Genomic DNA, 24,073 nt, shown 5'->3' on the forward strand with positions numbered 1-24,073 from the left:
TAAATATAAGACTATAAAAGGGCGCAATCGTACATTGACGTAATACATGGGGAGATACTATTCGTGATGATAGCGCAATCATAATAACTGGCGGATACAACTGGAGGGAATTACTCAAATGATAAATGTTATGATTGCGGACGACGAGGAAGTCATTCGCAGGGGGCTCGAAAAAATCACATCCAGAATGGAAATAGACGTACATGTAATTGGATCTTACGGCAACGGGTTGGAAGCCTGGGAACATTTAGAAAAGTTATCCCGGGAGGATATAGATCTGCTTATTACAGATATCAAAATGCCTAGAATGGATGGTTTTAAGCTGATTGAACAGGCTAGAGACCATATGGAGGATATCCCTATTGCTGTCCTTAGCGGTTTTAGTGAATTTGAATATGCCCGTCGAGCGATCCGTCATGGGGTGATGGATTATTTGCTTAAACCGATTGATAAGACTCAGCTATATGAACTGCTTAAGAGAGTAGAGGATGTAAAGAAAAAGACCGTGACGGAGCATGAGGAGATTTTCTCACAAGCTGCGGATGGTGGAGAACATTATGTAGTTGAGCAGACAAAAAGTATTCTGGAGAGAGAGTATGATCAGAACTTCGAGCTTGAACGTCTAGCGGAGATGGTGGGCATGAATGCGAGTTATCTCAGCCGTTTGTTCAAATTAAAGACGGGGCAGACGATCACAGACTATCTGATTCGGATTAGAATTTCTAAAGCAAAGGAACTGCTAATGGAGCATCCTGACCTGAAAAATTATGAAATTGCCGAGAAGGTGGGTTATAGCGATCCGGTATATTTTAATAAATTGTTCAAGAAAATGTGTGGTATGACACCTAAGGATTATAAAAGCGGCTGTAAATTCCCGAAAATTGAACGTGAGTTTTAGGCATATATAGGAAGTTATTTATTAGGAGGGCGAAAAGCTCTCTTTTTTTGTGGATGTTTTTATAAATTAGATAACAAAATTATTATAAGTAAAACAAAAATAACAAATACAAGACCAGAAAAAGCAATTGAAACCATCGTTTTGCGTCGAAAATAGATTTATAATGGGTTTGTAAGCGATATCATCACTTGTTTTCAAGAGTAATTCAGATAATCCGGTATTAATGGCTACTCTTTCAAGTTATGAGTGATGATAAAAGTTATTATTTTTGTTATTTACCTAAAACTAGAGTTGAATTGAAGAGAGGGGTCGTAACAGCATGAAAAAAGGCAAAACAATGATGGGCTTGATGGCACTAACACTTGTGGCGGGATTGTTTAGCGGTTGTTCCTCAAACAACAACACTAACAATGAAGCTGCTAAAAACACAGGAAACAATGGTTCTTCAGCAGAGGCAACTGCTCCAGCTGATGGTACAGCAGCCAAGGATATCAAAGGGGATATCACAGTCATAACGCAAAGAACAGATATTGTTGATACCGTATTCAAAGAGTATGCGGCTAAATTTAATGAGAAATATCCTGATGTAAAGGTGAACTTTGAAGCGCTCGCTACTTACGAAGATCAAATTAAAATTCGTATGAGCACTAGTGATTATGGCGACGTTCTTTTGTTACCTACTAGCATAGCTGTAAAAGATATTCCTGATTTCTTCGAACCCCTTGGCAAGCTTGAAGAAATGAGCAAACAATACACAGGGCTGGAAGAACGTGCAGTAGACGGAGTTGCCTATGGTATTCCGATGACTATCAACTTTAACGGGATTATCTATAACAAACAAGTCTTCAAAGATGCCGGAATTACAGAGGTTCCCAAAACCCCTGAACAATTCTTGACTGCCCTGCAGACTATTAAAGACAAAACACAAGCTGTTCCTCTTTACACAAATTACGCAGCAGGCTGGACATTGACACAATGGGAAGCGGATCTGGCTACAGTAGCTGGTGACCGTGATTATGTGAACATTGCTCAAGTGGCTAGCGACGACAACTATGTAGCGGGTCAACCACACTATGAATTGTACAAAATTTTGTACGATGCAGCACAAAAAGGTTTGATTGAAGAAGATCCAACTACAACAGACTGGGAATCTTCCAAAGCTGATCTGGCCAACGGAAAAATTGGGACTATGGTGCTTGGATCTTGGGCAATTGGCCAAATCAAAGGCCTGGCTACAAATCCAGACGATGTTGGATTTATGCCTTTCCCAACCAATGCGGATAAAATCCTTGTGCCGCTTGCTGGGGACTACAATCTGGGTGTCAGCGTGCACAGTAAAAACAAAGAAGCTGCTAGAGCTTGGGTGGATTGGTTCATCAACGAATCTAACTACCCTACAACTGAAGGCGGCGGTATGAGCCCGGCTATCGGTGCAGAGCTTCCAGAAATCCTGAAACAATATGAAGGTACAGATGTAACCTTTGATACTCTTGCTCCTGCTAAAGCTGGCGAAGAAGGCTGGTCTGATGAAATCGACAAACAAGCTGAAATCGGTGCTTGGCAGCCAGACTTCAAGAAACGGATTATTGAAGCAGCGATTGGCAACAGAAAAGAATCCTATGATGACATCATGAAAGACCTGAACGACAAGTGGAAAGCCGCTCGCGCTAAAGTCACAGCACAGTAACAACTATAAGCTTCTTAGATGCTATAGGTGGTTAGGCGGTAGTGAATGTGGGAGGGGATATGCTAACAAGCATTTCCCCCTTCACATTTAAACGAGTCATAAATAATTGAGGATGCTTTTTCTGGAGGTGTATCGGGTGTTTAAGTTTTCAAATTTGAGCTATAAAAATCAAAGAATCGCTATCATCATCTTATTCTCATTAGTGCCGATATTGTTGCTGCTCACATTCGCTTATTATCCAGTCATCAGTATGTTTCGGTACAGCTTCACCAGTTGGAATGGATTGAGCAAAAATATGGAATATGTCGGTTTAGAAAACTACAAGACCATTTTTACGAAACCTGAGTATTTTTCTGTGTTTAAGGTCAGCTTGTATTATTTCTTTACCACCTTTATTCAGATGGCACTTGCCTTGTATTTTGCAACCATCTTGAGCTTTAGTGTTCGCATGAAAAACTTGTTTAAAGGGATTTTGTTCTTCCCAACCTTGCTAAACGGTGTAGCAATCGGTTTTATCTTCCTGTTCTTTTTCAAACCAGATGGAACGTTAGATACGATTCTTAATCTGATTGGGCTTGGCAGTCTGCAGCAGAAATGGCTTCTGAATCCTAACTTGATCAACTTCTCGCTCGCAGGTGCGTCACTGTGGAGATACATGGGAATGAACTTCCTGATTTTCCTCGGAGCTATTTCTTCTATTGGTAAGGATATCTATGAGGCCGCTGAAATTGACGGTGCAAACAGATGGCATCAGTTTATGCATATTATTTTGCCAAGCATTAAACGTATTCTGCAATTGAACTTGATTCTTGCGGTTAGTGGCGCCATTGGGGTATTCGAAATTCCATACGTCATGACAGGCGGATCTAACGGAAGTAGTACATTCGTAATTCAGACGGTCGATGTAGCTTTCAAATACAGCAAGGTTGGTTTGGCATCGGCGATGGCCGTGGTATTGCTGGGTATTGTTATCATAGTTACTATTTTGCAGCGCGTTCTGATCAAGGAGGAGAAATAAACTATGCATTCTGTAAAATATACCACTGCTAGTATATTCAAATATCTCACCTTGATTTTGGGAGCACTTGTAGCTTTGATACCTATCGTGGTCGTGTTTTTCGCTTCATTAAAAACCGGAGCCGAATATGCTTCTACCGGACCGTTAACGCTGCCAGAGAATTGGTTGAATTTCTCCAACTACACTAAGGCTTTTGTAGACGGAAAAATGCTGCTCGGTTTTAAAAATACTGTCATTATCGTTGTGATTTCTATTGCGGGTGCTACGTTGACGGGTTCGATGATGGCTTATATTTTATCGCGCTTCAAATTTAAAGGCAGTAAGATCCTAATTAGTATGTTCCTGATTGCTACCCTGATTCCAGGCGTAACTACACAAGTAGCTACTTTCCAAATCATCAATCACTTGGGATTATTTAATACCAGATGGGCACCAATTGTTATGTACTTGGGCACGGATATTATCGCTGTTTATATCTTCATGCAGTTTTTGGATTCGATCTCCGAGTCACTGGATGAATCCGCGATGCTGGACGGAGCTTCTTATTGGACGATTTATTGGAGAATTATTTTGCCACTGTTGAAGCCGGCGATTGTAACTGTAGTGATCGTGAAGGGTGTTAATATTTATAACGATTTTTACACCCCTTTCCTTTATATGCCGAAAACAGATCTGCAAACGATCTCCACAGCACTCTTCAAGTTTAAAGGTCCATATGGATCGCAGTGGGAAGTAATATGTGCGGCGATTATGATCGCAATTATACCGACATTGGTTGTGTTTACCGCCTTGCAAAAATATATCTACAATGGTTTTTCACAAGGTTCTGTAAAGTGAGCTCGACAGTAAATTTAATAACAGTACTAGATAAAATAGCATACTGAAAAGTTGCATACATTTGGAGGGAAAACTAATGAGTGAAGTAAAATTGGTTGGAGCAAGTGCAATTAACATCCCGAACATGCCTTGGCAAGAAAAGCCTGCTGGCTACGAAAATCCGATTTGGAGACATAATGATAACCCGGTTATCAAAAGAAATCCTGCAAAAGGTGTAGCCCGTATTTTCAATAGTGCGGTTGCTGCGTATGAAGGCAGTTTTATTGGTGTATTTCGTGTAGAAGATAACACTACTCGTCCGCATCTGCGTATGGGACATAGTGTGGATGGTTTGGATTGGAAAATCGATGATGAGCCGATCCGATTTATAGATGAAGAAGGTAATCCTTATCAGCCGCGTTATGCTTACGATCCACGTCTGGTGAAGGTTGAAGATACATTTTATATTATCTGGTGTACAGATTTCTACGGCGCAGCTATTGGGGTAGCAAAAACACAAGATTTCAAAACATTTATCAGCTTGGAAAACCCATTCCTGCCATTCAACCGGAACGGCGTACTGTTCCCTAGAAAAATCAACAACAACTTCGTGATGTTGTCCCGTCCAAGTGACAGTGGCCATACGCCATTTGGTGATGTATTCCTTAGTGAGAGCCCTGACTTCGTATATTGGGGAAAACACCGCCATGTAATGACCAAGGGTGGTCAAGGCTGGTGGCAAAGTGTCAAAATTGGTGGCGGACCAGCGCCGATTGAAACTACTGAAGGCTGGTTGATGTTCTACCATGGCGTAACTGGAACGTGCAATGGTCTTGTGTATAGTATGGGAGCGGTTATTTTGGACATCAATGAGCCCTCGAAAGTAAAATATCGCTCGAAGAACTTTGTATTAACGCCAGAAGAATGGTACGAGGAAAGAGGTTTTGTGAATAACGTCCTATTCCCTTGTGCTACTCTGCATGATGCAGAAACCGGCCGTATCGCCATCTATTATGGCGCGGCTGATACTTATGTAGGCGTTGCTTATACAACGGTTAATGAAATCGTCAACTATGTCATCGAAACCCATGAAGAGGTTGGCGATGATGCAGGTTTAGGAAAAATCTAAATTGGACTTAATGACCTATATTTTCAGTGAGCTTGCTAGAGTTCCGGAGAATTGCGTAGCGTAGAGTTTGCAAGAAGTGTTTTGGGTTTGGTGTGTTGAATGTTGTTGGGTGTGCTCAGTGCGGAGGTTGCCTTGTGCGACCTCCGTGTTCTGTTGCAGAATGTACAACAGAACGACACATTATCGCCTGTAATAGATAAGTAGCAGGCTAGGAGGAAATTCGACTCTGTTGGCGATTCTGATCACTCTGTTGTTTAGTTACTCTGTGGCTTGGTCACTCTATGGCTCTGACGTAAATAGTTGCACTTTGTGCACTTAAACTAACATTTCTTTGGTTACTAGGCGATATAGTTGCACTTCGTGCAACTATATCAGCGAAGTAACCTCCAAAAGCTCCTTTTACCGTTTTTTAGTTGTACAAAGTGCAACTAAGAGGAAAACACACATATTCAGCTGAAATAAAGCTGCACAAAGTACAACTCTATGGCTCTGACGTAAATAGTTGCACTCTGTGCACTTAAACTAACATTTCTTTGGTTACTAGGCGATATAATTGCACTTCGTGCAACTATATCAGCGAAGTAACCACCAAAAGCTCCTTTTACCGTTTTTTAGTTGTACAAAGTGCAACTAAGAGGAAAACACACATATTCAGCTGAAATATAGCTGCACAAAGTACAACTATCCAGCCAGAAGCTGTTACTGTGCCGATTATAAAGAAGTTAATAGGCGAGATGGAAATGTGGGTGTTGTGAAGGCAATAGGAAGGTAGCGGATAAGTGGAATGTGAGTGGTTGTAGAGGTAATAAGAAGGTAGTAGGTACGTGGAGTGTGATTAGTTGTGAAGGCAATAAGAAGATAGCGGATAAGTGGAATGTGAGTGGTTGTAGAGGTAATAAGAAGGTAGTAGGTACGTGGAATATAATTAGTTGTGGAGGTAATAGGCAAGCAGCGAGTGAGTGGTGAATGTGGCTCAGTTGGCGACCTCAGTCAGTCTGTTGCTAAGTTACTCTATGGCTCTGACGTAAATAGTTGCACTCTGTGCACTTAAACTAACATTTCTTTGTTTACTAGGCGATATAATTGCACTTCGTGCAACTATATAAGCCAAGTAACCTCCAAAAGCTCCTTTTACTGTTTTTTAGTTGTACAAAGTGCAACTAAGAGGAAAACACACATATTCAGCTGAAATATAGCTGCACAAAGTGCAACTATCCAGCCTTGGAGCTGCGACTAAACTATCCAGTCGCAGAAAACGCAACTATTGCATCCCACTCCATCGCAACTTTTCCATCCTAACTATCCCATCCCACTATTCCATCGCAACTATCCATACATCAACGGAAAACCCATATGGGGTTTTCCGTTTCTATCTAGCATAGTAACTCTAACGTTGCTTCGCGGTTACGAACAGCAAGCGAACAATATCGTTACATAACTTAAGGAGGAACAATATTTTGGGAAGCGACATGAATTTGTCACAGTTAAAGGAATATAACGGAAGTAGTCCAAAACCGGATGATTTCGAGCAATTTTGGGAGCGGGCATTGCGTGATCTGGATGCACAGGCGCTGGATTATGAACTGGAACCAGCGGAGTTTGTCAGTGAACTTGCGGAATGTTTTCATTTGTATTTTACCGGAGTTGGCGGTGCAAGAATCCATTGCAAATATGTAAGACCGAAGAACAGCGTACATAAAAAAGGTCCCGGTGTAGTGATGTTCCATGGATACTCCTGTGACAGCGGGGATTGGATGGAGAAGGTGGCATATGCTGCTCACGGGATTAGCGTCCTGGCGATGGATTGTCGCGGCCAGGGTGGCCTCTCCGAAGATAACCTTACCGTAAAAGGGACTACGATACGCGGACATATCATTCGAGGGATGGATGATCCTAATCCTGATAACCTTTATTATCGCAATGTGTTTTTGGATACGGCACAGACTGCCCGAGTTCTGATGTCTATGGATGAAGTTGATCCTGAACGTGTAGGTGCCTTTGGACTATCTCAAGGTGGAGCGCTGACTGTGGCTTGTGCAGCATTAGAGCCTCGCATAAAAATAGCCCTGCCTGTATATCCCTTCCTTTCAGATTATAAACGTGCTTGGGAGCTGGATATTACCACTTCAGCTTATGAGGAGATCAACTATTATTTCCGGTTTTTTGATCCCCATCATTTGCGTGAGGATGAGATTTTTAATAGGCTCGGTTATATCGATATTCAGAATCTTGCCGAAAGAATACAGGCCAAAGTACTGTGGGTTACCGGGTTATCCGATACGATTTGTCCACCTTCAACTCAATTCGCCGCATACAATAAAATACTAGCGTCCAAAGAGCTTATGGTTTATTATGAGTACGGTCATGAGTATTTACCATATCTTGCCGATCGGGCGTTGGAATTGTTCATGACCTTGTAAGAGATAAGCCAGCAGGCATAACTGAAGACAACGGTGGTGAACAATTGATGAAGTCGCAAGTAAAAAAAGAAAAGGCGCATTTCCAGCTGCACCCTGCCAAATCGATTGGGGTGCGGCTTTTTCTCATCTTCTTCATCTCAACAATGGTGCTCGTTCTCTCACTTGGCTACATTTCCTATTCCGTAGCTGAGCAAACGATCGAGAATAACGCGCTGTCAGCCAATCAACAGACAGTCGTCCAAGCTGCAGAGAAGTTTGATGTTGAATTATTGCGTTATGAGGATGGCCTAGGAAGAATTCTTTACAACAATGAGATTCAGGATGCACTCAAACAAGGGAATAATCCCACTACAAGTAATGAGGATCGTAATTTGCAGTCCAACCAGATTAGCGCCGAGCTAAATGCCTGGCTGACCGCATCAAAGGGGGTAGAAGCTGTATACCTCATCCCGATGAATCAGGAAGTCCCTACTTCGTCAGCGGGATCAAAAGACAGCGCTTTTATCAAAGAATTCAGAGAGTCCTCATGGTTCAAGCAGCTTGAGGAGCAACCACAAACATTGTGGATTCCCCGAACAGAACAGGGGCAAGCCGGAAATACTTCGGGTATGTTTCATTTGGCACAATCGATAGCTGGGGATACACAAAGCCCGGGATACATAATTATCTGTGATATTAGAATTAGTGAATTAGAAAATCAGCTTCGTAAAGTTGATCTCGGACCCAGCTCTTACATGCAATTGCTGACGGATAAGGATGAATTGATCGCATCGTCCCAGCAAGTGGGAACAGATACTTATCTCAGTCTGGGAGGGACTCTTCTTCATGGTTTGGAGCATGAGGCTGGGTCATTGCCAACGAAGGATGAGAAAGGAAAATCCATTCTGGCTGTGTACGGGACGATGGAAAGCTCCAGCTGGAGATTGCTTGGTGTTGTTCCGGCTGAGAATCTTACGAAAGACGCACTTCGTATTCTAAAAACTACATATATTATTGTTGCGGTGGCTGCTATTGTCGCCATTCTAATTGGTTACTGGATGTACAGAATGGTATCTAAGCCCTTGACCCGACTTAAGGATCTAATGTCTCAAGGGGCAGATGGAAATCTTGGAGTACGTACGGATATTACCTCACGAGATGAAATTGGTCAGTTATCGGGTTCCTTTAATAGGATGATGGAACGGATCACAGAACTGGTAATCCATACTAATGAAACCGCGAGGAAGGTAATGGAAACTGCCGATGAACTCAGTAGAGTATCGCGTAAGACAGCGATGGCAGCCAAAGAGATTGCCGCAGCAACAGAAGAAATTGCCGGAGGTTCAGGCAGCCTAGCTTTGGAGGCGGACCAGGGTAACGAGCTTACGGGGCAAATTTCGGTGCAAATGAACAAAGTGAACTCAGCTACGCATGAGATGGATCATACCGCACATAGTATCGGCGTGCTTAGTGAAGAAGGTTTTAATGAGTTAAAAGAGCTGCTTGGTAAAACCAATAAGACGGGTGACATGACGAATAAGCTCGTGTTGAAAGTGAATGAGCTGCAAGACACCACATCATCAGTGATGAAGGTGCTTGATGTTATGCAGAATATTACACAGCAGACGAATATTTTGTCTCTAAATGCAACGATAGAAGCGGCAAGGGCAGGGGAGTCCGGCCGGGGATTTATGGTAGTGGCCGATGAAATACGCCAGCTTGCAGATCAGTCCAAAGAATCCATTGCTGTGGTGGCTAATATAACTGACACTATTATGAAGGATATGAACGAGACCGTAGGTGTTCTCTCGGAAGTAGCCCCTCTTTTTAATCAGCAGGTGACTTCAGTGGAGAGCACTAGCGATATCTTCGTATCTGTACAGGATCAGATGCGTCATTTTATTACACGCTTGGAATCTGTTGCTTTATCGATGGATAGCTTGAGCCAATCCCAGAAGGTGCTGTCAAATTCGATGGGCAATATCAGCTCCATTGCAGAAGAATCATCAGCAGCTTCTCAAGAAGTGGCTTCGCTTAGTGGGGAGCAACAAAGTGTGAGTGATCATTTAGTGGAGCTGTCTGAGCAGCTTGAGCATGCGTCCCGGCAGTTGCAAGAAAAACTGTCCAAATTTAATTTGTAACTTTGCATAACCTAAGTAAATATTTTTAACTACAAAGACCAGTCTCCCATTATTTGGGACTGGTCTTTGTGCTATTCAAAAGGCTATAAATTAGCTAACTAAGCATGAGTGTAAATAATCCAGCGGGTGGGACATAATAAAGGCTATGAACGTCAGTCAGGAGGAATGGGATTGCACAATAATGTCCACAGACGTATACTCGGCGGACTGATTATTTTATGTTCAGTAATAGCCGTGTTGGTCCTTAGGCTGGCGTGGATTCAACTGTTTATGAAGGAACAGACGGTCCCTGGAACGAAATATACCCTTGCAAAGATGGCAGAAATTCAAAGCGAACGGGAGACGGTATTGGACACTGGGCGGGGGCGTCTGTATGACCGAAAGAGTGAACCCCTTGCCGGGGAAACCATTTGGACGGCTGCGTTTTTTCCTCAAGAGGCGAAGGCTAGGAATACCGTGACGCAGGTCGTATACGAAGAAGCTGAGTCCATGCACCGGTTGGCAGCTATCCTTGGAGTGAGTTATGAGCAATTGCTAAACAAGCGATCTTCCCTTAAAGAACCATTGCTTTGGCCATCCTCAGTGGGAAAAGGACCGCTCGCACTTACATCCGCACAAGCAGAAGAAGTGAGTGCATTGGGGATCGACGGCGTAGGCGTGCTTCCTTTTGCTCGCAGATATGATGGGAACGCAACTGGACGGCAGTGGCTTGGATATTTATCGGAAGCGGTCCCAAACCCTGGTGGGAAGGCTTCGCCATCGGGGCTGAGAATTCCGATGACAGGAACGGACGGATTAGAAAAGACCCTGGAGCCGTTGCTTCGAGGTGTAGGGCATACTGAGGCATACGCTCAGGTTGATGCGCGCGGGCAACGTGTCCCGGGCAGTCCCATTCAAGTACGAGCCCCGGGCAATCCGTATTATCCGCTGTCTTTATATACAACGATTGATAAAAAGCTTCAGGAACAAATAGAGGAGTTAGCTGTCAAAGCTGGAATGAAGGAAGGAGCCGTGGTGGTGTTAGACACCGGAACGGGAGATATTGAAGCCATGGTATCTTTACCTTTTTACGACCCAGAGAAGATATCCCCTGAAGGGGGCGAGTGGAATAACCGGGCGTTGCAGGCTGCCGTACCTGGATCAATTTTCAAAATCGTCACAGCAGCAGCAGCACTAGAAGCCGGGGTCACCTCAGCGGATGAGCTTTTCTATTGTTCAGGGCAATATGAGAAATATGGATTGTCTTGTCTAAAAGGAAAAGGACACGGTCCCCTCACGCTGGCGCAAGGGTTCGCCGTGTCCTGTAATACTGTATTTGCTGCGCTGGCAGAACGTTTGAGTGGGGCGCAGCTTCAAGCGACAGCACTCGCGCTGGGGCTCGGAAGAGATATTAGCTGGCAAGCGGAGAATACGCTTGGTTTTCCAGTTCTTAAGCCACTGTCCGGTGAGCAGAAGGGGACGATCTTTACTTCTTTGCTGCCGGATGATCCAGGCGCCAGAGTGCAGACGGCCATTGGGCAGCGAGATGTGCAAGTGACCCCACTTCAGGCAGCGAACCTGGTGGTGACGTTACTGCATGGCGGGGAAGTGAGAGCGCCAAGAATTCTCCAGCGTGTAACCTTTGCAAATGGGCAAAAGCTAGAGGATCTGCCGGGTCATCTTTCCCCTTCAACTGCCGGGAGGATCTCAGAATCTACAGCCCGCCAGCTGCTGTCCTGGATGCGTAAAGTAGTTACGGATGGAACCGGCACAAGTCTGCAGAGCACGAAATGGCCGGTTGCCGGGAAATCAGGTACGGCACAAACCCTTGTTAAGGGTATGCCGCGTAACAATCAATGGTTTATCGGCTATGGGCCGCTGGATCATCCCAGATATGCTGTGTCGGTAGCGGTGGAGAACGTCGCTCCGGACAGCTCACATCTAGCCGTTAAGCTGTTCGGTCAGATATTGGATTTATTATCATCGGTTCCCTCTGGAGCTTGAGGTTCAGGTGGTGGCGCAGAGCTGGTCTGATTGGAAGCTGGACCGTTAGCTGCAAAGGGTGAAACGATAAATTCCTCTTGCGGGAGATAGATCCAGCTCTGAAGATACCCTTGTTGAATCAGTTCTTTTATCAGAATAAGCAGAATCGGCGACAGAATCAGACCAGCCATACCGAAAGCAGATGTGGACAGAATGACGAACGACAGCATAAGGAAGGCTGAGGATACGCCAATCGAATTCCCGGTAATCTTCGGCTCAAGCAATTGCCTAACAATTAGTACAATGGCAAGGAGGATAATTAATCCGATAGCCAGTGAAGTATTGCCCACGATGAACAAATAGATGATCCAAGGGACTAAAATTGTCGTCACGCCAAGAAGCGGCAAAACATCAAATACCGCGCAGACTAATGCCATTGTGATTTCGTTGCCGGTTCGCAGAATAAATAAGCCGACTAGAACTATGGCAAATGTAATGCTGATCAGAATAAGTTGTGCTTTTAAATAGGAACCGATAGCTTTAAAAACATTGCCTTGCAGAAAGGCGAAGGCGTTCTTAAAGGTTTTTGGCATTTTGTCATGCGCGATTTTACGCCAATCTTTGATTTCCATGCTAAGAAAAAATGCCAAAATAATGGCTATCCCGAAATTGGCCATGAAGGTGGAGAAGGAGCCTAGAATACCGGCCATGTATTTTAGAAAAGTAATCAGCCATCCTGTTAGGACATCCGTGGCATCTTTAAAGTACCCGTTGACCTTGTTCGTAATATCGGGTGGCAAGTTATCTATTTTTTGCTGCAGGTAGGTCGTGGTCTCCACAAAATGCTGCTGCACCACATATGTATATTTAGGGAGGTTCTCTTGGAAGTGAAGGGCCTGGAACGTAATCAGTAGACCGGCACCAAATAATGTACCTAACAGCACAATCAGAAAGAGCAACACTGAAATAGCGGAGGCAAAAGGTTTACCAAGACCACGGCGGTTCAAGAAGCGGGCCAAGGGTTCGATAAGCAAAAATACAAAAAAAGACAGGAATACAGGTGCAGCTAACTGATACAGCTTACTAAAGGAGAACATAATTAGATAAACCGTGAGGACAATTAATCCGATGTCAAAAAATGTGCGCCAATATTTTTTGTATAACGGCAGCATAGATATAAACAACTCCCTTTTTTTATAAGTGGATACGCCAGGTTGATTACATTGTACATGATTTTACTTTAAAAGCGTCTATTTCTTTGATACATGTGTTAAAATAGGGGGTAACGTTTTTTTATTCTACTTCACTTGGCCGTTTCACGGGTTCTGCTTGCAGACATTAGGCGAGCCAAAGTCAACTCTGGAAAAGCGGGGAATTAATATGCAGACTTTGCTGCTCTGGTTATTTTACATCTCATCATTTTATGCTTTTATCCCTGGTATGATCAGCCGGATTTTTGGTTACCGTGTCTTTCGTAAAGGAACTGGGCGGAATGAATTCGCACTGACCTTCGATGATGGACCTGATCCTCGATTTACACCATTACTGCTGGAATTACTGAAGAGGTATGATGCAAAAGCAACCTTTTTTGTAGTCGGCTCTAATGCTGAACGTTATCCTGATCTTATTCAGCGTATCCATGATGAGGGACATCTCATCGGAATTCATAATTATGTTCACAAGACGAACTGGCTCATGCGGCCAGCAACCGTCCGCCGGCAGATTCAACGTACGAATGATATTATCTATAATATTATTGGCGAACGCAGTACGTATTACCGTCCACCTTGGGGTATTGTCAATTTATTTGATATTTCCAAACGACGCCAAGTTGAAATTGTGCTTTGGTCGGCAATGTTTGGCGATTGGCGTGAGAAGCTCGGCGCCGAAAAACTCACTGAGAAGATGCTGGCCCGTCTAAATCCCGGGGAAGTGATGTTGTTGCATGATAGCGGCACAACGCTGGGTGCAGATGCGGATGCTCCAGGGAATATGCTTGTGGCTCTTGAGCAGACTCTGGAGGAAGCCCGTAAACGGGGACTACGCAGCATTCGGATTGATGAGATGATTAAGATGGCTGAGACGTCACCTATCCGGCGCTTATCTTTTGGTAAACGGGTGCTTGTAGGACTTTGGTTAGCTTGGGAACAGGTATTTCAAGCTCTTTTTCATCTCCAAACGATTACTCCGTCAGATCCTTTCCTGCATTATCGGATGCGGAAATATCAGGGTGAACCGGTTGAACTCGAGGGCGGAGAACTGCTGCGTAAAGGTGACAAAGTCATTGAGCTGCACATCGATAATAAACAGTTGTTCGAATTAGGGATTCATTCACGTTCTTCCGCTCAACTTGCGATTCGAATGATCCGCAGAATGGAAAAGGATCTGCCCATTCTTGCTGAGATCATTGCCAAAGATGTGGATCTTGCGGAAGCCAAAGCGCTTTATGGAGTCAGCATGATTAACCGGGGACCGGAGAAATTCGGCTTTACCGTACGTGATTTACCGGATGGCTTATTCGCACGTTCCTCCAAATTTTACTTAAGGATCCTGTTAAGTGTGATTCATCCAGCAGGTGGAGCAAGGCTTAAAGAACGGAGCGAGGTCCTTGTGCCGAAGCTTATCCTGATGCCTGTCTCAGAGCTGCTCAAAAAGATGAATCAACAGCTGCCTCATCATCCGAAAACTGCAAAAAAACGCAAATCGCAACAGGAAGAATCGTTGTCACTTAATGATTCGGTTGCGGATGTAGAAATGCCAGGTGCGACAGTAACCAATTGATTCATGATCTTATTGATAAATATTTTACAGTGGACATGTAAAGAGATGTTCTACAATCCAGCGATGGGTTGTGGAACATTTTTTTATTGGGATAATTAAAAAAAGAGCAGCCCGCCAGTAGAAATACTAAGGTGGGACTGCTCTTGCTTGTTGTAATATTCTTTTTTGCTAAAGGGATTAGATCTTCAGCACTGCGCCGTTACTTGCATTGGTTACCATTTTGGAGTAACGAGCCAGGTAACCAGTTTTAACTTTAGGTTCGAATTCTTTCCAACCCGTACGACGAACTGCTAATACTTCTTCTTCAACCAGCAATTCAATCTTCCGGTTGTTGAGATCCAGCTCAATGATGTCTCCATCCTCAACAAAAGCGATCGGACCGCCTTCAGCTGCTTCTGGAGAGATATGACCGATACTGATTCCGCGGGAAGCCCCCGAGAAACGACCGTCTGTAATCAGACCGACCTTAGCACCTAGCCCCATACCCACGATTTGTGAAGTAGGCGCCAGCATTTCCGGCATTCCTGGTCCGCCCTTAGGACCTTCATAGCGGATAACGACTACATGGCCTTCTTTAACTTTACCGTTCGCGATACCTTCCAGTGCAGCTTCTTGGGAATCAAAGCAGATCGCAGGACCTTTATGATATCCACCTACTGAAGCATCAACTGCACCAACCTTGATGATAGAACCCTCTGGAGCCAAGTTTCCGTAAAGTACGGCAAGACCGCCTCTTTCGGAGTAAGGGTTGTCGATAGTATGAATTACGGAAGTATCTTGGATCTCGTGTCCGATTACGTTCTCAGCTAATGTTTTGCCGGTAACGGTCATACATTCCCCGAACAGAGCACCTGGTTTCTTCAGCAGTTCATTCAATACAGCACTAACGCCGCCCGCACGGTCCACATCTTCAATAAAGATATCAGAAGCTGGAGCCAGCTTAGCCAGATAGGGAACACGGTTTGCAACTTCGTTAATGCGTTCAAGCGGATAATCGATACCTGCTTCTTGAGCTAATGCAAGGGTGTGCAGCACTGTGTTAGTAGAACCACCCATTGCCATATCCAGTGCAAATGCGTTATCAAGGGATTCTTTAGTTACGATATCTCTTGGTTTAAGATCCAGCTTAATCAATTCCATCAGTTGTGTTGCGGATTTGCGAACAAATTCTCTACGCTCATCAGCAACAGCCAGAATCGTACCGTTACCTGGCAATGCCAGTCCAAGTGCTTCTGCAAGGCAGTTCATGGAGTTGGCAGTGAACATTCCGGAACAAGATCCACAGGTAGGACAACCGAATTGTTCTAATTCAAGCAGCTCTGCATCGTTGATTTTGCCGACTTGGTGAGCACCAACGCCTTCAAATACCGAGGTCAGAGAGAGCTTTTTACCTTTACTATCTACGCCGGCTTTCATTGGGCCGCCGCTTACGAACATGGTTGGGATGTTAACACGCAGTGCGCCCATCATCATGCCCGGTGTAATTTTATCACAGTTAGGGATGCAGACCATGCCATCGAACCAATGCGCGGAAACTACAGTTTCCAAGGCGTCAGCGATGATCTCGCGGCTTGGTAGTGAATAACGCATGCCGATATGTCCCATAGCAATCCCGTCATCTACGCCGATCGTATTGAATTCAAAAGGAACGCCACCAGCTTCGCGAATCGCTTCCTTAACGATTTTACCGAACTCTTGCAAATGCACATGCCCTGGAACAATATCAATATAGGAATTGCAGACCGCAATAAACGGCTTTCCGAAATCTTCTTCTTTTACTCCGGCTGCTCTCAGGAGACTACGGTGTGGAGCACGGTCAAAGCCTTTTTTAATCATGTCTGAACGCATTTTCTTGGCTGCCATAATGACATTCCCCCCTAAATGAATTTCAATCAAATATAGTGTCGCATTAACGCAATGAACTCCAAAGACCTGCGTATATACGGTTTATAGAAAGAACGGGGACCTGCTTCCTCAATAAGAAAAGCGATGCCGTTTCTATAAAAAAAGCCGCTGTTTTGGTATAAACAGTTACCGCCTAAAATGAACGGAGAAGTCATTGTTATTAGTGAGTCTATCACAAAGAGCACGTTTTTTCTACCGGACAATGTGAAGTTTGTCGATTGACGCAAAGCGTGGGAAGTGGAGGAAAAGCTCATTTTCGAAAGGAAAGTGCTTTATTTGGAAAATGGAACAGGGTTCGGATGTATCTATTTACCACTCTAGACAACTTTAGGAGAGCTGAGTATGATGGGAGTTATTATTTTATGGGAGGTGCTGGAAAATCGGGATTTGTCTATTATTATCGCCGCGGTGGATCGTTTTTACGGGGATGAAAAGCTAAGGAGGGAAAGGGAATGTCACAGCGTACAACTTTTTTAAATCCAATTGTAGCAAGCTCAGGAGACCCATGGGTATTCAAACATACCGATGGCTATTATTACTTTATGGCCACAAAAGCTAAATGTCTGGAGCTGACGAGATCTAGAACCTTGACCGGCCTTGCGGAGGGCGACAAGAAAGTGATCTGGTCTCCCGAACCGGGGGGCAGCTACAGTTACAATCTGTGGGCGCCGGAAATTCATCATTTGGACAACAGATGGTACATTTACTACACTGCGAATGACGGAGGAGGCGACGATTCACGGCGGATTTGCGTGCTGGAGAATGAAGCGGCGAACCCGCTGGAAGGACAGTGGGTATGGAGAGGTGCTTTGCAGACACCTGTCCCAGGGTTGGATGGAACAGTAATGTCTTTGCGGGATCAGCTGTATTTTCTGTATGCGGGATATGGTCATTTTCCTGATTATGGGTCGGCTATTTACATTATGCGAATGAGTAATCCTTGGACCTTGGAAGGGGAGCATCACCTGCTTACCGCTCCAACTCTGTCATGGGAGAAGCAAGGTGGCATGGCGATTAACGAAGGTCCGATAATTTTGCAGCGAAACAATCGTATTTTCATGGTTTATTCGGCAAGTACGACTTGGTCTGAGGATTATGCACTAGGGATGCTCACCATGAACGAAGCGGCAGATCCTTTGCAACCGCTGTCATGGGAAAAATCAATGTCGCCTGTATTTTGCAAAAGTGTAGAGAACGGGATTTTTGCCACGGGGCACAATAGCTTCACACATTCTCCTGATGGCAAGGAAGATTGGATAGTCTATCATGCGCTTCCTTCCGCTGGAGCGGATGTGTCTTTGCGCGCGACCCGTATCCAGAAATTTGGGTGGAAGGTGGATGGGACACCAGATTTTGGGGTTCCTTGTAGGGATACGCTTGCTCAGACCGTACCGTCGGGAGAATAAGAATAAAACAGGAAATCAAGACTGAAAAGGCCATTCATTACAGAAAAACTGTAATGAATGGCCTTTTCATGTAATGCAGATATTTTTATTCGCTGTCGATAATAATTGACGAAAAACGCCTGTTTTATAAGGGGTTTTTCGCCAAAATATAGGATGGTTAGTACGGTTTTTTAATAGGTTTGTAGTTGGTATAGCCACATATTTGTTTGAGAAAAGTTCATAAGATTACAAAATTATTGTATGAAAGCGTTGACATATGAATTTTGGATGCTTATAATTCGATCTGAGATACAGAAAAACTGTATTAATCAAGGGGAGTTATCTACAGGGCAAAAAGGAGCGTGGTTCCAAGCTTTGGATTTGCTTAAGGCGTTATGGCAAATATTTTATAGTGGGAGGTTAAGTATGAAGAACAATGCAAAGCGTTATTTTAGTCTTTTATTTGTGTTAATACTGATCATTTCGACTGTAACAGCATGTAGTGGCAACAGTGCAAACAATGGGGCTGATAAGGGTGTCTCCAACAACAAAGAGAACGAGAGCACAGCCAAAGACCCGGTTGAGTTTACAGATATCAGCGCAGACATACGCGGCAATACAGCCCCAACGCAAGAGCAAATCGACGAAGTTAATCATTCCTTGAATGATACATACCTCGGCGACGTCTTCGATGAAGTCATTCCAAATGATTACTCAGCTTATCCTGTTAAAGGTGATGTGGTTCTGGATGTATGGATGCCTGCGAATTCCAATATTCCGGATATGAACAATCATGCTGTCCAGAAGCAGGTGGAGCAATTAACGGGAATCAAAGTAAACTTCATCACGCCGCCAATCGGCCAGGAAGCGGATGCCTTCACGCTGATGATCTCCTCCGGTGAACTGCCTGACATTATCATTGAGCCGGGACGTTATCCGGGAGGTTTTGAAGCGGGCGTAAATGACGGCGCTTATATCGATCTGACAGATCTGATGGAGAAAAATGCTCCGAACTATACGAAGTGGCGCAATTCGGATGAATCAAGAAGAAAAACCACGGTCACGGATGACGGCAAGCTGCTCGGCTTCTATGGCATCGCCCCATATTCAGAGTGGACTTGGTTTGGAACATTGATTAAGCAGGAAGCGCTGGACAAAACAGGGCTTGAAGTTCCAAATACGATTGATGAATGGCATACCTTCCTGACTAAAGCAAAGGAAGTCGGATACAAAGCACCGCTTAATTACGGCTCTACTTACGGCCAGATTTTTACCGGCATCATAAATGGCGCATATGGAGTATGGGATTGGACGTTCCTTGATGAGAATGGCAAAGTGGCCTGGGGGCCAGCACAGCCGAAAGCTAAGGAATATTTGACCACCATGCAGCAATGGAACAAAGAAGGATTACTGAACCCGGACTGGGCAACGGCAGACTTTAACCAGAGAATGGCGAGCGCCATTTCGGGAGATACCGCGATGATGATGGACTCTCCGGATACGATGTGGAGTTATTGGAAAGAGCAGAGCGGTATCGACTTTGTGGGCGCACTGAACCCGGTTCTGAACAAAGGAGATAAGTCCGCAACCACGTACAAAAATTTCAAAAGAGCGGGGATCGAAGCTGCAATCACCACGCAAAGCAAAAATGTAGAAGCGGCAATGGCTTGGCTTGATTTTAATTACAGTAAAAAGGGCTGGGAATTGATTAACTTTGGTGAATACGGCACGGTCCACCTGATTGATGAGACGGGAATGCCTTATTATCCAGAGAACAGTTATATCTTTAAAGACCCTGAAGGTCAGCCCGTATCGACAACCTTATGGAAATACCGGATGCACAACTGGCCGGATATCCGGGATGAGCATCATTCCAACCCGCTGATCGCTGCCAAAGGAAGTTACTCGGGAGACATTCGCAAGAATTGGACAGAAAATATGGACACCAGTATGGCTATGCCACCTATTTCCTTTACCAAAGATGAAGCTTCGCGGGAAGCCGAGCTTGGAAACCAGCTGTCGACACTGCGAGGAGAGTATTTTGCAAAAATCATAATGGGAGACCTGCCGGTAGATGCCTATGATAAATTTTTGAAAGAAGCTCAGAGTATGGGACTGGAAGAGTTTTTGAGTATCCATCAGGCAGCCTTAGATCGATATAACAAACGATAGGTGGTTGTTTTATGGAAATATTACGAAAAAACAGAGCGATAAAGCCCATTCCTCAGGACGCCAAACCTAAAAATACCAAGTTAGTGATTAAGAAGGATTTGAAAAAGAACTGGTTTGTCTATCTGTTGGCTGTCCCTGTTTTAGCGTGGTTCCTGATTTTCTGCTACGGGCCGATGTGGGGGGTTATGATCGCCTTCAAGGATTTTAAACCCCTGCTGGGGTTTGGCCAGAGCGAGTGGGTAGGGTTTAAGCACTTTATTGATTTTTTCCAAGGGCCTTATTTCTGGCGGGTCGTTAAAAACACCCTTCTCCTCAATGTTTGGGGGATTGCCTTTGGATTTACAGCCCCGATTATTCTGTCCTTGATGCTGAACGAAATCCGTGGGGTTAAGTTTAAAAAAGTGGTCCAAACGATCACCTATATGCCGCACTTTATATCCCTGGTGGTGGTATGCGGGATCATTCATATCTTTGCCGCAGATGAAGGGATTATCACGCAAATCCTGCAATTTATTACCGGAAAAGAGTACTCTTCACTGCTCGGCTACTCTTCGTTCTTCCGGCCGATTTATACCTTCTCCGGCATTTGGCAGAGCATCGGCTGGGATAGCATCATCTACCTTGCGGCGATGAGTTCCATCGATACTTCATTATATGAAGCTGCTGAAATTGACGGAGTGGGACGGATTAAAAAAATGTGGCATATTACGCTGCCGCAGATCAGCCCAGTTATCATCATTCTGTTTATTTTTGCCATCGGCGGGTTGATGTCGTCCGGGTACGAGAAGATTATCCTGCTGTACAATCCTCTGATCTATGATACGGCGGATGTTATTGCCTCTTACGTGTATCGTCGCGGTTTAAGAGAAGCCAGTCTTAGTTATTCCACGGCTGTGGGCTTGGTCAGCTCAATCGTTAACTTCGGGCTGCTCTGGATGACCAATACAATAGCCAAACGCAGGTCCGAGGTCAGCTTATGGTAAGAAAGAGGGACAGCTATGAAAGATAATTTGCAGCGTAAAGCGAAAAAAAGACGAAAACATAAATCCATCGGTGACAGAGTATTTGACGGCACACTTTATACTCTGCTGACCGCATTAACCTTGGTGTGTTTTTATCCGATCCTGCACATCCTGTTTGCCTCCGTCAGCGACCCCGGCATGTTGATTGCTCATAAAGGCATTTTGCTGAAACCGCTGGGATTCACTTTGGATGGCTATAAGCTGGTATTTAAAGATAACAGTCTGATCAACGGCTATAAAAACACGATTATATATGTAGGATTAGGCACATTAGTCAACATGATCATGACCATTCTGGGAGCTTATGTATTATCCAGACGAGGATTGTATTTCAAAAACTTCATCATGATCCTGATTACAATCACCATGTTTTTTGGCGGCGGGTTGATTCCTTGGTTCTTATTAATGAAGGATATTGGTCTGTACAATAATTTGTGGGCCATGATTTTGCCAAGTGCTTTAAGCACATGGAACATTATTATCCTACGAACTAGCTTTCAAGCCATTCCGCAGGAATTGGAGGAAGCGGCTACCATTGACGGGGCAAGTCAGGCCCATATTTTAACGAATGTGATTCTTCCGCTGTCCAAAGCTACGCTGGCCGTAATCTTTTTATACTATTTAGTGGGGAACTGGAACTCATGGTTTAATGCGATGGTGTTGTTGAAGGACAGACAGCTGTTCCCACTGCAGCTATTAATGAAGGAAATATTAGTAGCTAATGATGCAACCGCAACCTCGATCGGCAGTGCAGGCGGGGTAGTCATCGATAGTGCCCAGAGCCAGACGGCTTTCCGCGAGCTGGTTAAGTATTGTGCGATCGTCGTTTCTACGCTTCCTATATTAATGGTATATCCTTTCTTGCAAAAATATTTTGTTAAAGGTGTTTACGTAGGTTCGATTAAAGGATAGCGGGCAAAAAAACAAGTTCATCTTATATAGAAATTATTTAATAGGAGTGAAGTACACCATGTTGACAGAAGCAAGCAGCACATCCGTTCCACGTCCAGAATATCCAAGACCCCAATTTGCCCGTAAGGATTGGCTTAGCCTAAATGGAGAATGGGATTTTACGTTTGATGATGAAGATGTCGGTGAGGAAGAACAATGGTATCGGACGGACACAAAGGGTTTATTTTCACGGGTTATTCAAGTGCCCTTTGCGTTTCAGAGCAAGCTGAGCGGGATTGAAGATCCTTCATTTCATGATGTTGTGTGGTATAGAAGAACTTTTGAAGTTCCTGAGGGTTGGAATGGGAAGCGGATTGTCCTCCATTTCGGCGCCGTTGATTATTTGGCAAAAGTCTGGGTGAATGGTCAGCTGGTGGCCGTGCATGAAGGCGGACATACACCATTTCAGATCGATATCACTACTTCGCTGCTCAAAGGAAGGAATACCATCATACTGCGCGCAGAGGATTTCAGCCGCGATGTCACCTTGCCGCGGGGCAAGCAATATTGGCTGGAGCAGTCTGCTGCCATCTTTTATACCCGCACAACCGGAATCTGGCAGAGTGTCTGGCTTGAACCGCTGTCTGCAGTGCATCTGAGTAAAACCATGATGACACCTGATATTGACCGCAATGAAATCCGGCTTCGAACCTTTCTGCAAGGATTTAAGTCTGCTGATCCGCTCAAGCTGCGCATAACGGTATCGTATGACAGTGAAGTAATTGCGGAAGATCAATATATGGTCATGAATGCTGAGCAGCTGCGCACTATCGGCTTGGGTGATTTTGCGGATCATGGTCTTGGACGTTTATGGAGCCCTGAGCATCCGAATTTGTATGATATTCAATTCCAATTGCTTCGGAATGAGGAAGTAATTGATGAAGCAGTGAGTTATTTCGGCATGCGTAAGGTGTCGATTGAAAATGGCAAGCTATGCTTGAATAACCGCCCATATTTCCAGAGACTGGTGCTGGATCAGGGATACTTCCCTGACGGGATACTAACCGCACCTACAGACGAAGAGTTGAAACGGGATGCCCAGCTGACGAAAGAAATGGGCTTTAACGGGGTGAGAAAACATCAGAAGACAGAAGATCCCCGGTTCCTGTATTGGTGTGATAAGCTCGGCCTGCTGGTATGGAGTGAGGCAGCCAATGCTTACGAATATTCCGAGGAGTATGTCCGCCGTTTCACGAAGGAATGGCAGGAGATCATCGAGCGCGACTATAACCATCCTTGTATCGTGACCTGGGTTCCGCTTAATGAGAGCTGGGGTGTTCCCAATGTCCAGATTGATACACGCCAGCAGCAGCACGGATTGGCTATGTATCATTTAACGAAATCCTTGGATGAGATGAGACCTGTTGTGTATAACGATGGGTGGGAGCATATGACTACAGATTTGGTGACTATTCATGACTATGAGAGCCATCAGGCAGTGCTGGAGGAGAGATATGCCACGGCAGAATCTTCTGTAAATGCGATGCCGGCCAACCGCAAAATATTTGTCGGTGGAGCTTCGTATCAAGGCCAGCCGATTCTCGTATCCGAGTTTGGTGGAATTGCCTTCAAGAAAAGTGAGTGGGAGGGCTGGGGTTATTCTGGGGCAGAGAATGAAGAGGATTTCCTGATGAAGCTCAAGGCTGTGGTTGACCCGATGTTCACTTCCCCGGTGATCCAAGGGTATTGCTATACCCAGCTGACGGATGTCGAGCAGGAAATCAACGGACTGCTCACCTATGATAGACAGCCCAAAGCTCCGCTTGAAGCGATCCGCAACATCATGATGCATATCCAATAAATAACA

At 44.6% G+C, this 24,073-nt stretch carries 16 protein-coding genes; 14 read left to right on the plus strand and 2 right to left on the minus strand.

Annotated elements, in window-relative coordinates; translation table 11 throughout:
- Positions 1-118: 118 nt before the first annotated feature.
- The 8 genes from MHI25_RS08245 (at position 119) to MHI25_RS08280 (ending at position 12,071) form a co-directional block, all read left to right on the plus strand.
- Complete coding sequence (locus MHI25_RS08245; RefSeq protein WP_076126317.1) at positions 119-898, plus strand: response regulator; 780 nt, start codon at positions 119-121, stop codon at positions 896-898.
- Between the two features lie 319 nt (positions 899-1,217).
- On the plus strand, positions 1,218-2,585 hold the full coding sequence (locus tag MHI25_RS08250; protein ID WP_076134055.1) for an extracellular solute-binding protein: 1,368 nt from the start codon (positions 1,218-1,220) through the stop codon (positions 2,583-2,585).
- Between the two features lie 136 nt (positions 2,586-2,721).
- Entirely contained in the window at positions 2,722-3,603 is an 882-nt protein-coding gene (locus MHI25_RS08255; RefSeq protein ID WP_036675555.1) for a sugar ABC transporter permease, read from the plus strand.
- Between the two features lie 3 nt (positions 3,604-3,606).
- On the plus strand, positions 3,607-4,440 hold the full coding sequence (locus MHI25_RS08260; protein ID WP_076126321.1) for a carbohydrate ABC transporter permease: 834 nt from the start codon (positions 3,607-3,609) through the stop codon (positions 4,438-4,440).
- 76 nt (positions 4,441-4,516) lie between these two features.
- Positions 4,517-5,548: a glycoside hydrolase family 130 protein gene (locus tag MHI25_RS08265; RefSeq protein ID WP_036675546.1), complete on the plus strand. Its 1,032-nt coding sequence runs from the start codon at positions 4,517-4,519 to the stop codon at positions 5,546-5,548.
- Between the two features lie 1,457 nt (positions 5,549-7,005).
- The gene (locus MHI25_RS08270; RefSeq protein WP_143762377.1) at positions 7,006-7,968 is read left to right on the plus strand and encodes an alpha/beta fold hydrolase; all 963 of its coding nucleotides are present in this window, start codon (positions 7,006-7,008) and stop codon (positions 7,966-7,968) included.
- 47 nt (positions 7,969-8,015) lie between these two features.
- A complete protein-coding gene (locus tag MHI25_RS08275; protein ID WP_081387869.1) occupies positions 8,016-10,088 on the plus strand; it encodes a methyl-accepting chemotaxis protein in 2,073 nt (690 codons plus the stop codon).
- A gap of 165 nt (positions 10,089-10,253) precedes the next feature.
- On the plus strand, positions 10,254-12,071 hold the full coding sequence (locus MHI25_RS08280) for a penicillin-binding protein 2 (RefSeq protein ID WP_248547958.1): 1,818 nt from the start codon (positions 10,254-10,256) through the stop codon (positions 12,069-12,071).
- Here MHI25_RS08280 and MHI25_RS08285 read toward each other — a convergent pair.
- A complete protein-coding gene (locus MHI25_RS08285) occupies positions 12,029-13,222 on the minus strand; it encodes an AI-2E family transporter (protein WP_076219288.1) in 1,194 nt (397 codons plus the stop codon). The two genes, MHI25_RS08280 and MHI25_RS08285, sit on opposite strands and share 43 nt — an antisense overlap.
- A gap of 208 nt (positions 13,223-13,430) precedes the next feature.
- On the opposite strand from MHI25_RS08285, the gene MHI25_RS08290 reads away from it, so the two are divergent.
- Complete coding sequence (locus MHI25_RS08290) at positions 13,431-14,831, plus strand: polysaccharide deacetylase family protein (RefSeq protein ID WP_076192865.1); 1,401 nt, start codon at positions 13,431-13,433, stop codon at positions 14,829-14,831.
- A 177-nt stretch (positions 14,832-15,008) separates the two neighbouring features.
- Here MHI25_RS08290 and ilvD read toward each other — a convergent pair whose 3' ends face one another.
- A complete protein-coding gene (gene ilvD, locus MHI25_RS08295; protein WP_076134060.1) occupies positions 15,009-16,694 on the minus strand; it encodes a dihydroxy-acid dehydratase in 1,686 nt (561 codons plus the stop codon).
- A gap of 494 nt (positions 16,695-17,188) precedes the next feature.
- Here ilvD and MHI25_RS08300 point away from each other — a divergent pair, with 494 nt between their 5' ends.
- The 5 genes from MHI25_RS08300 (at position 17,189) to MHI25_RS08320 (ending at position 24,067) form a co-directional block, all read left to right on the plus strand.
- A complete protein-coding gene (locus MHI25_RS08300) occupies positions 17,189-18,142 on the plus strand; it encodes a glycoside hydrolase family 43 protein (RefSeq protein ID WP_340395237.1) in 954 nt (317 codons plus the stop codon).
- A gap of 405 nt (positions 18,143-18,547) precedes the next feature.
- Positions 18,548-20,293: an extracellular solute-binding protein gene (locus tag MHI25_RS08305; protein WP_076126335.1), complete on the plus strand. Its 1,746-nt coding sequence runs from the start codon at positions 18,548-18,550 to the stop codon at positions 20,291-20,293.
- Between the two features lie 11 nt (positions 20,294-20,304).
- Positions 20,305-21,276, plus strand: coding sequence for an ABC transporter permease subunit (locus MHI25_RS08310; RefSeq protein WP_248547691.1), 972 nt, complete (start codon positions 20,305-20,307; stop codon positions 21,274-21,276).
- A gap of 15 nt (positions 21,277-21,291) precedes the next feature.
- Complete coding sequence (locus MHI25_RS08315; RefSeq protein WP_076126337.1) at positions 21,292-22,227, plus strand: carbohydrate ABC transporter permease; 936 nt, start codon at positions 21,292-21,294, stop codon at positions 22,225-22,227.
- Between the two features lie 58 nt (positions 22,228-22,285).
- Positions 22,286-24,067, plus strand: coding sequence for a sugar-binding domain-containing protein (locus tag MHI25_RS08320; RefSeq protein WP_340395238.1), 1,782 nt, complete (start codon positions 22,286-22,288; stop codon positions 24,065-24,067).
- Positions 24,068-24,073: the final 6 nt, after the last annotated feature.

This window comes from Paenibacillus sp. FSL E2-0177 (assembly GCF_037992975.1).
GTDB classification, from domain to species: Bacteria; Bacillota; Bacilli; order Paenibacillales; family Paenibacillaceae; genus Paenibacillus_AQ; species Paenibacillus_AQ odorifer.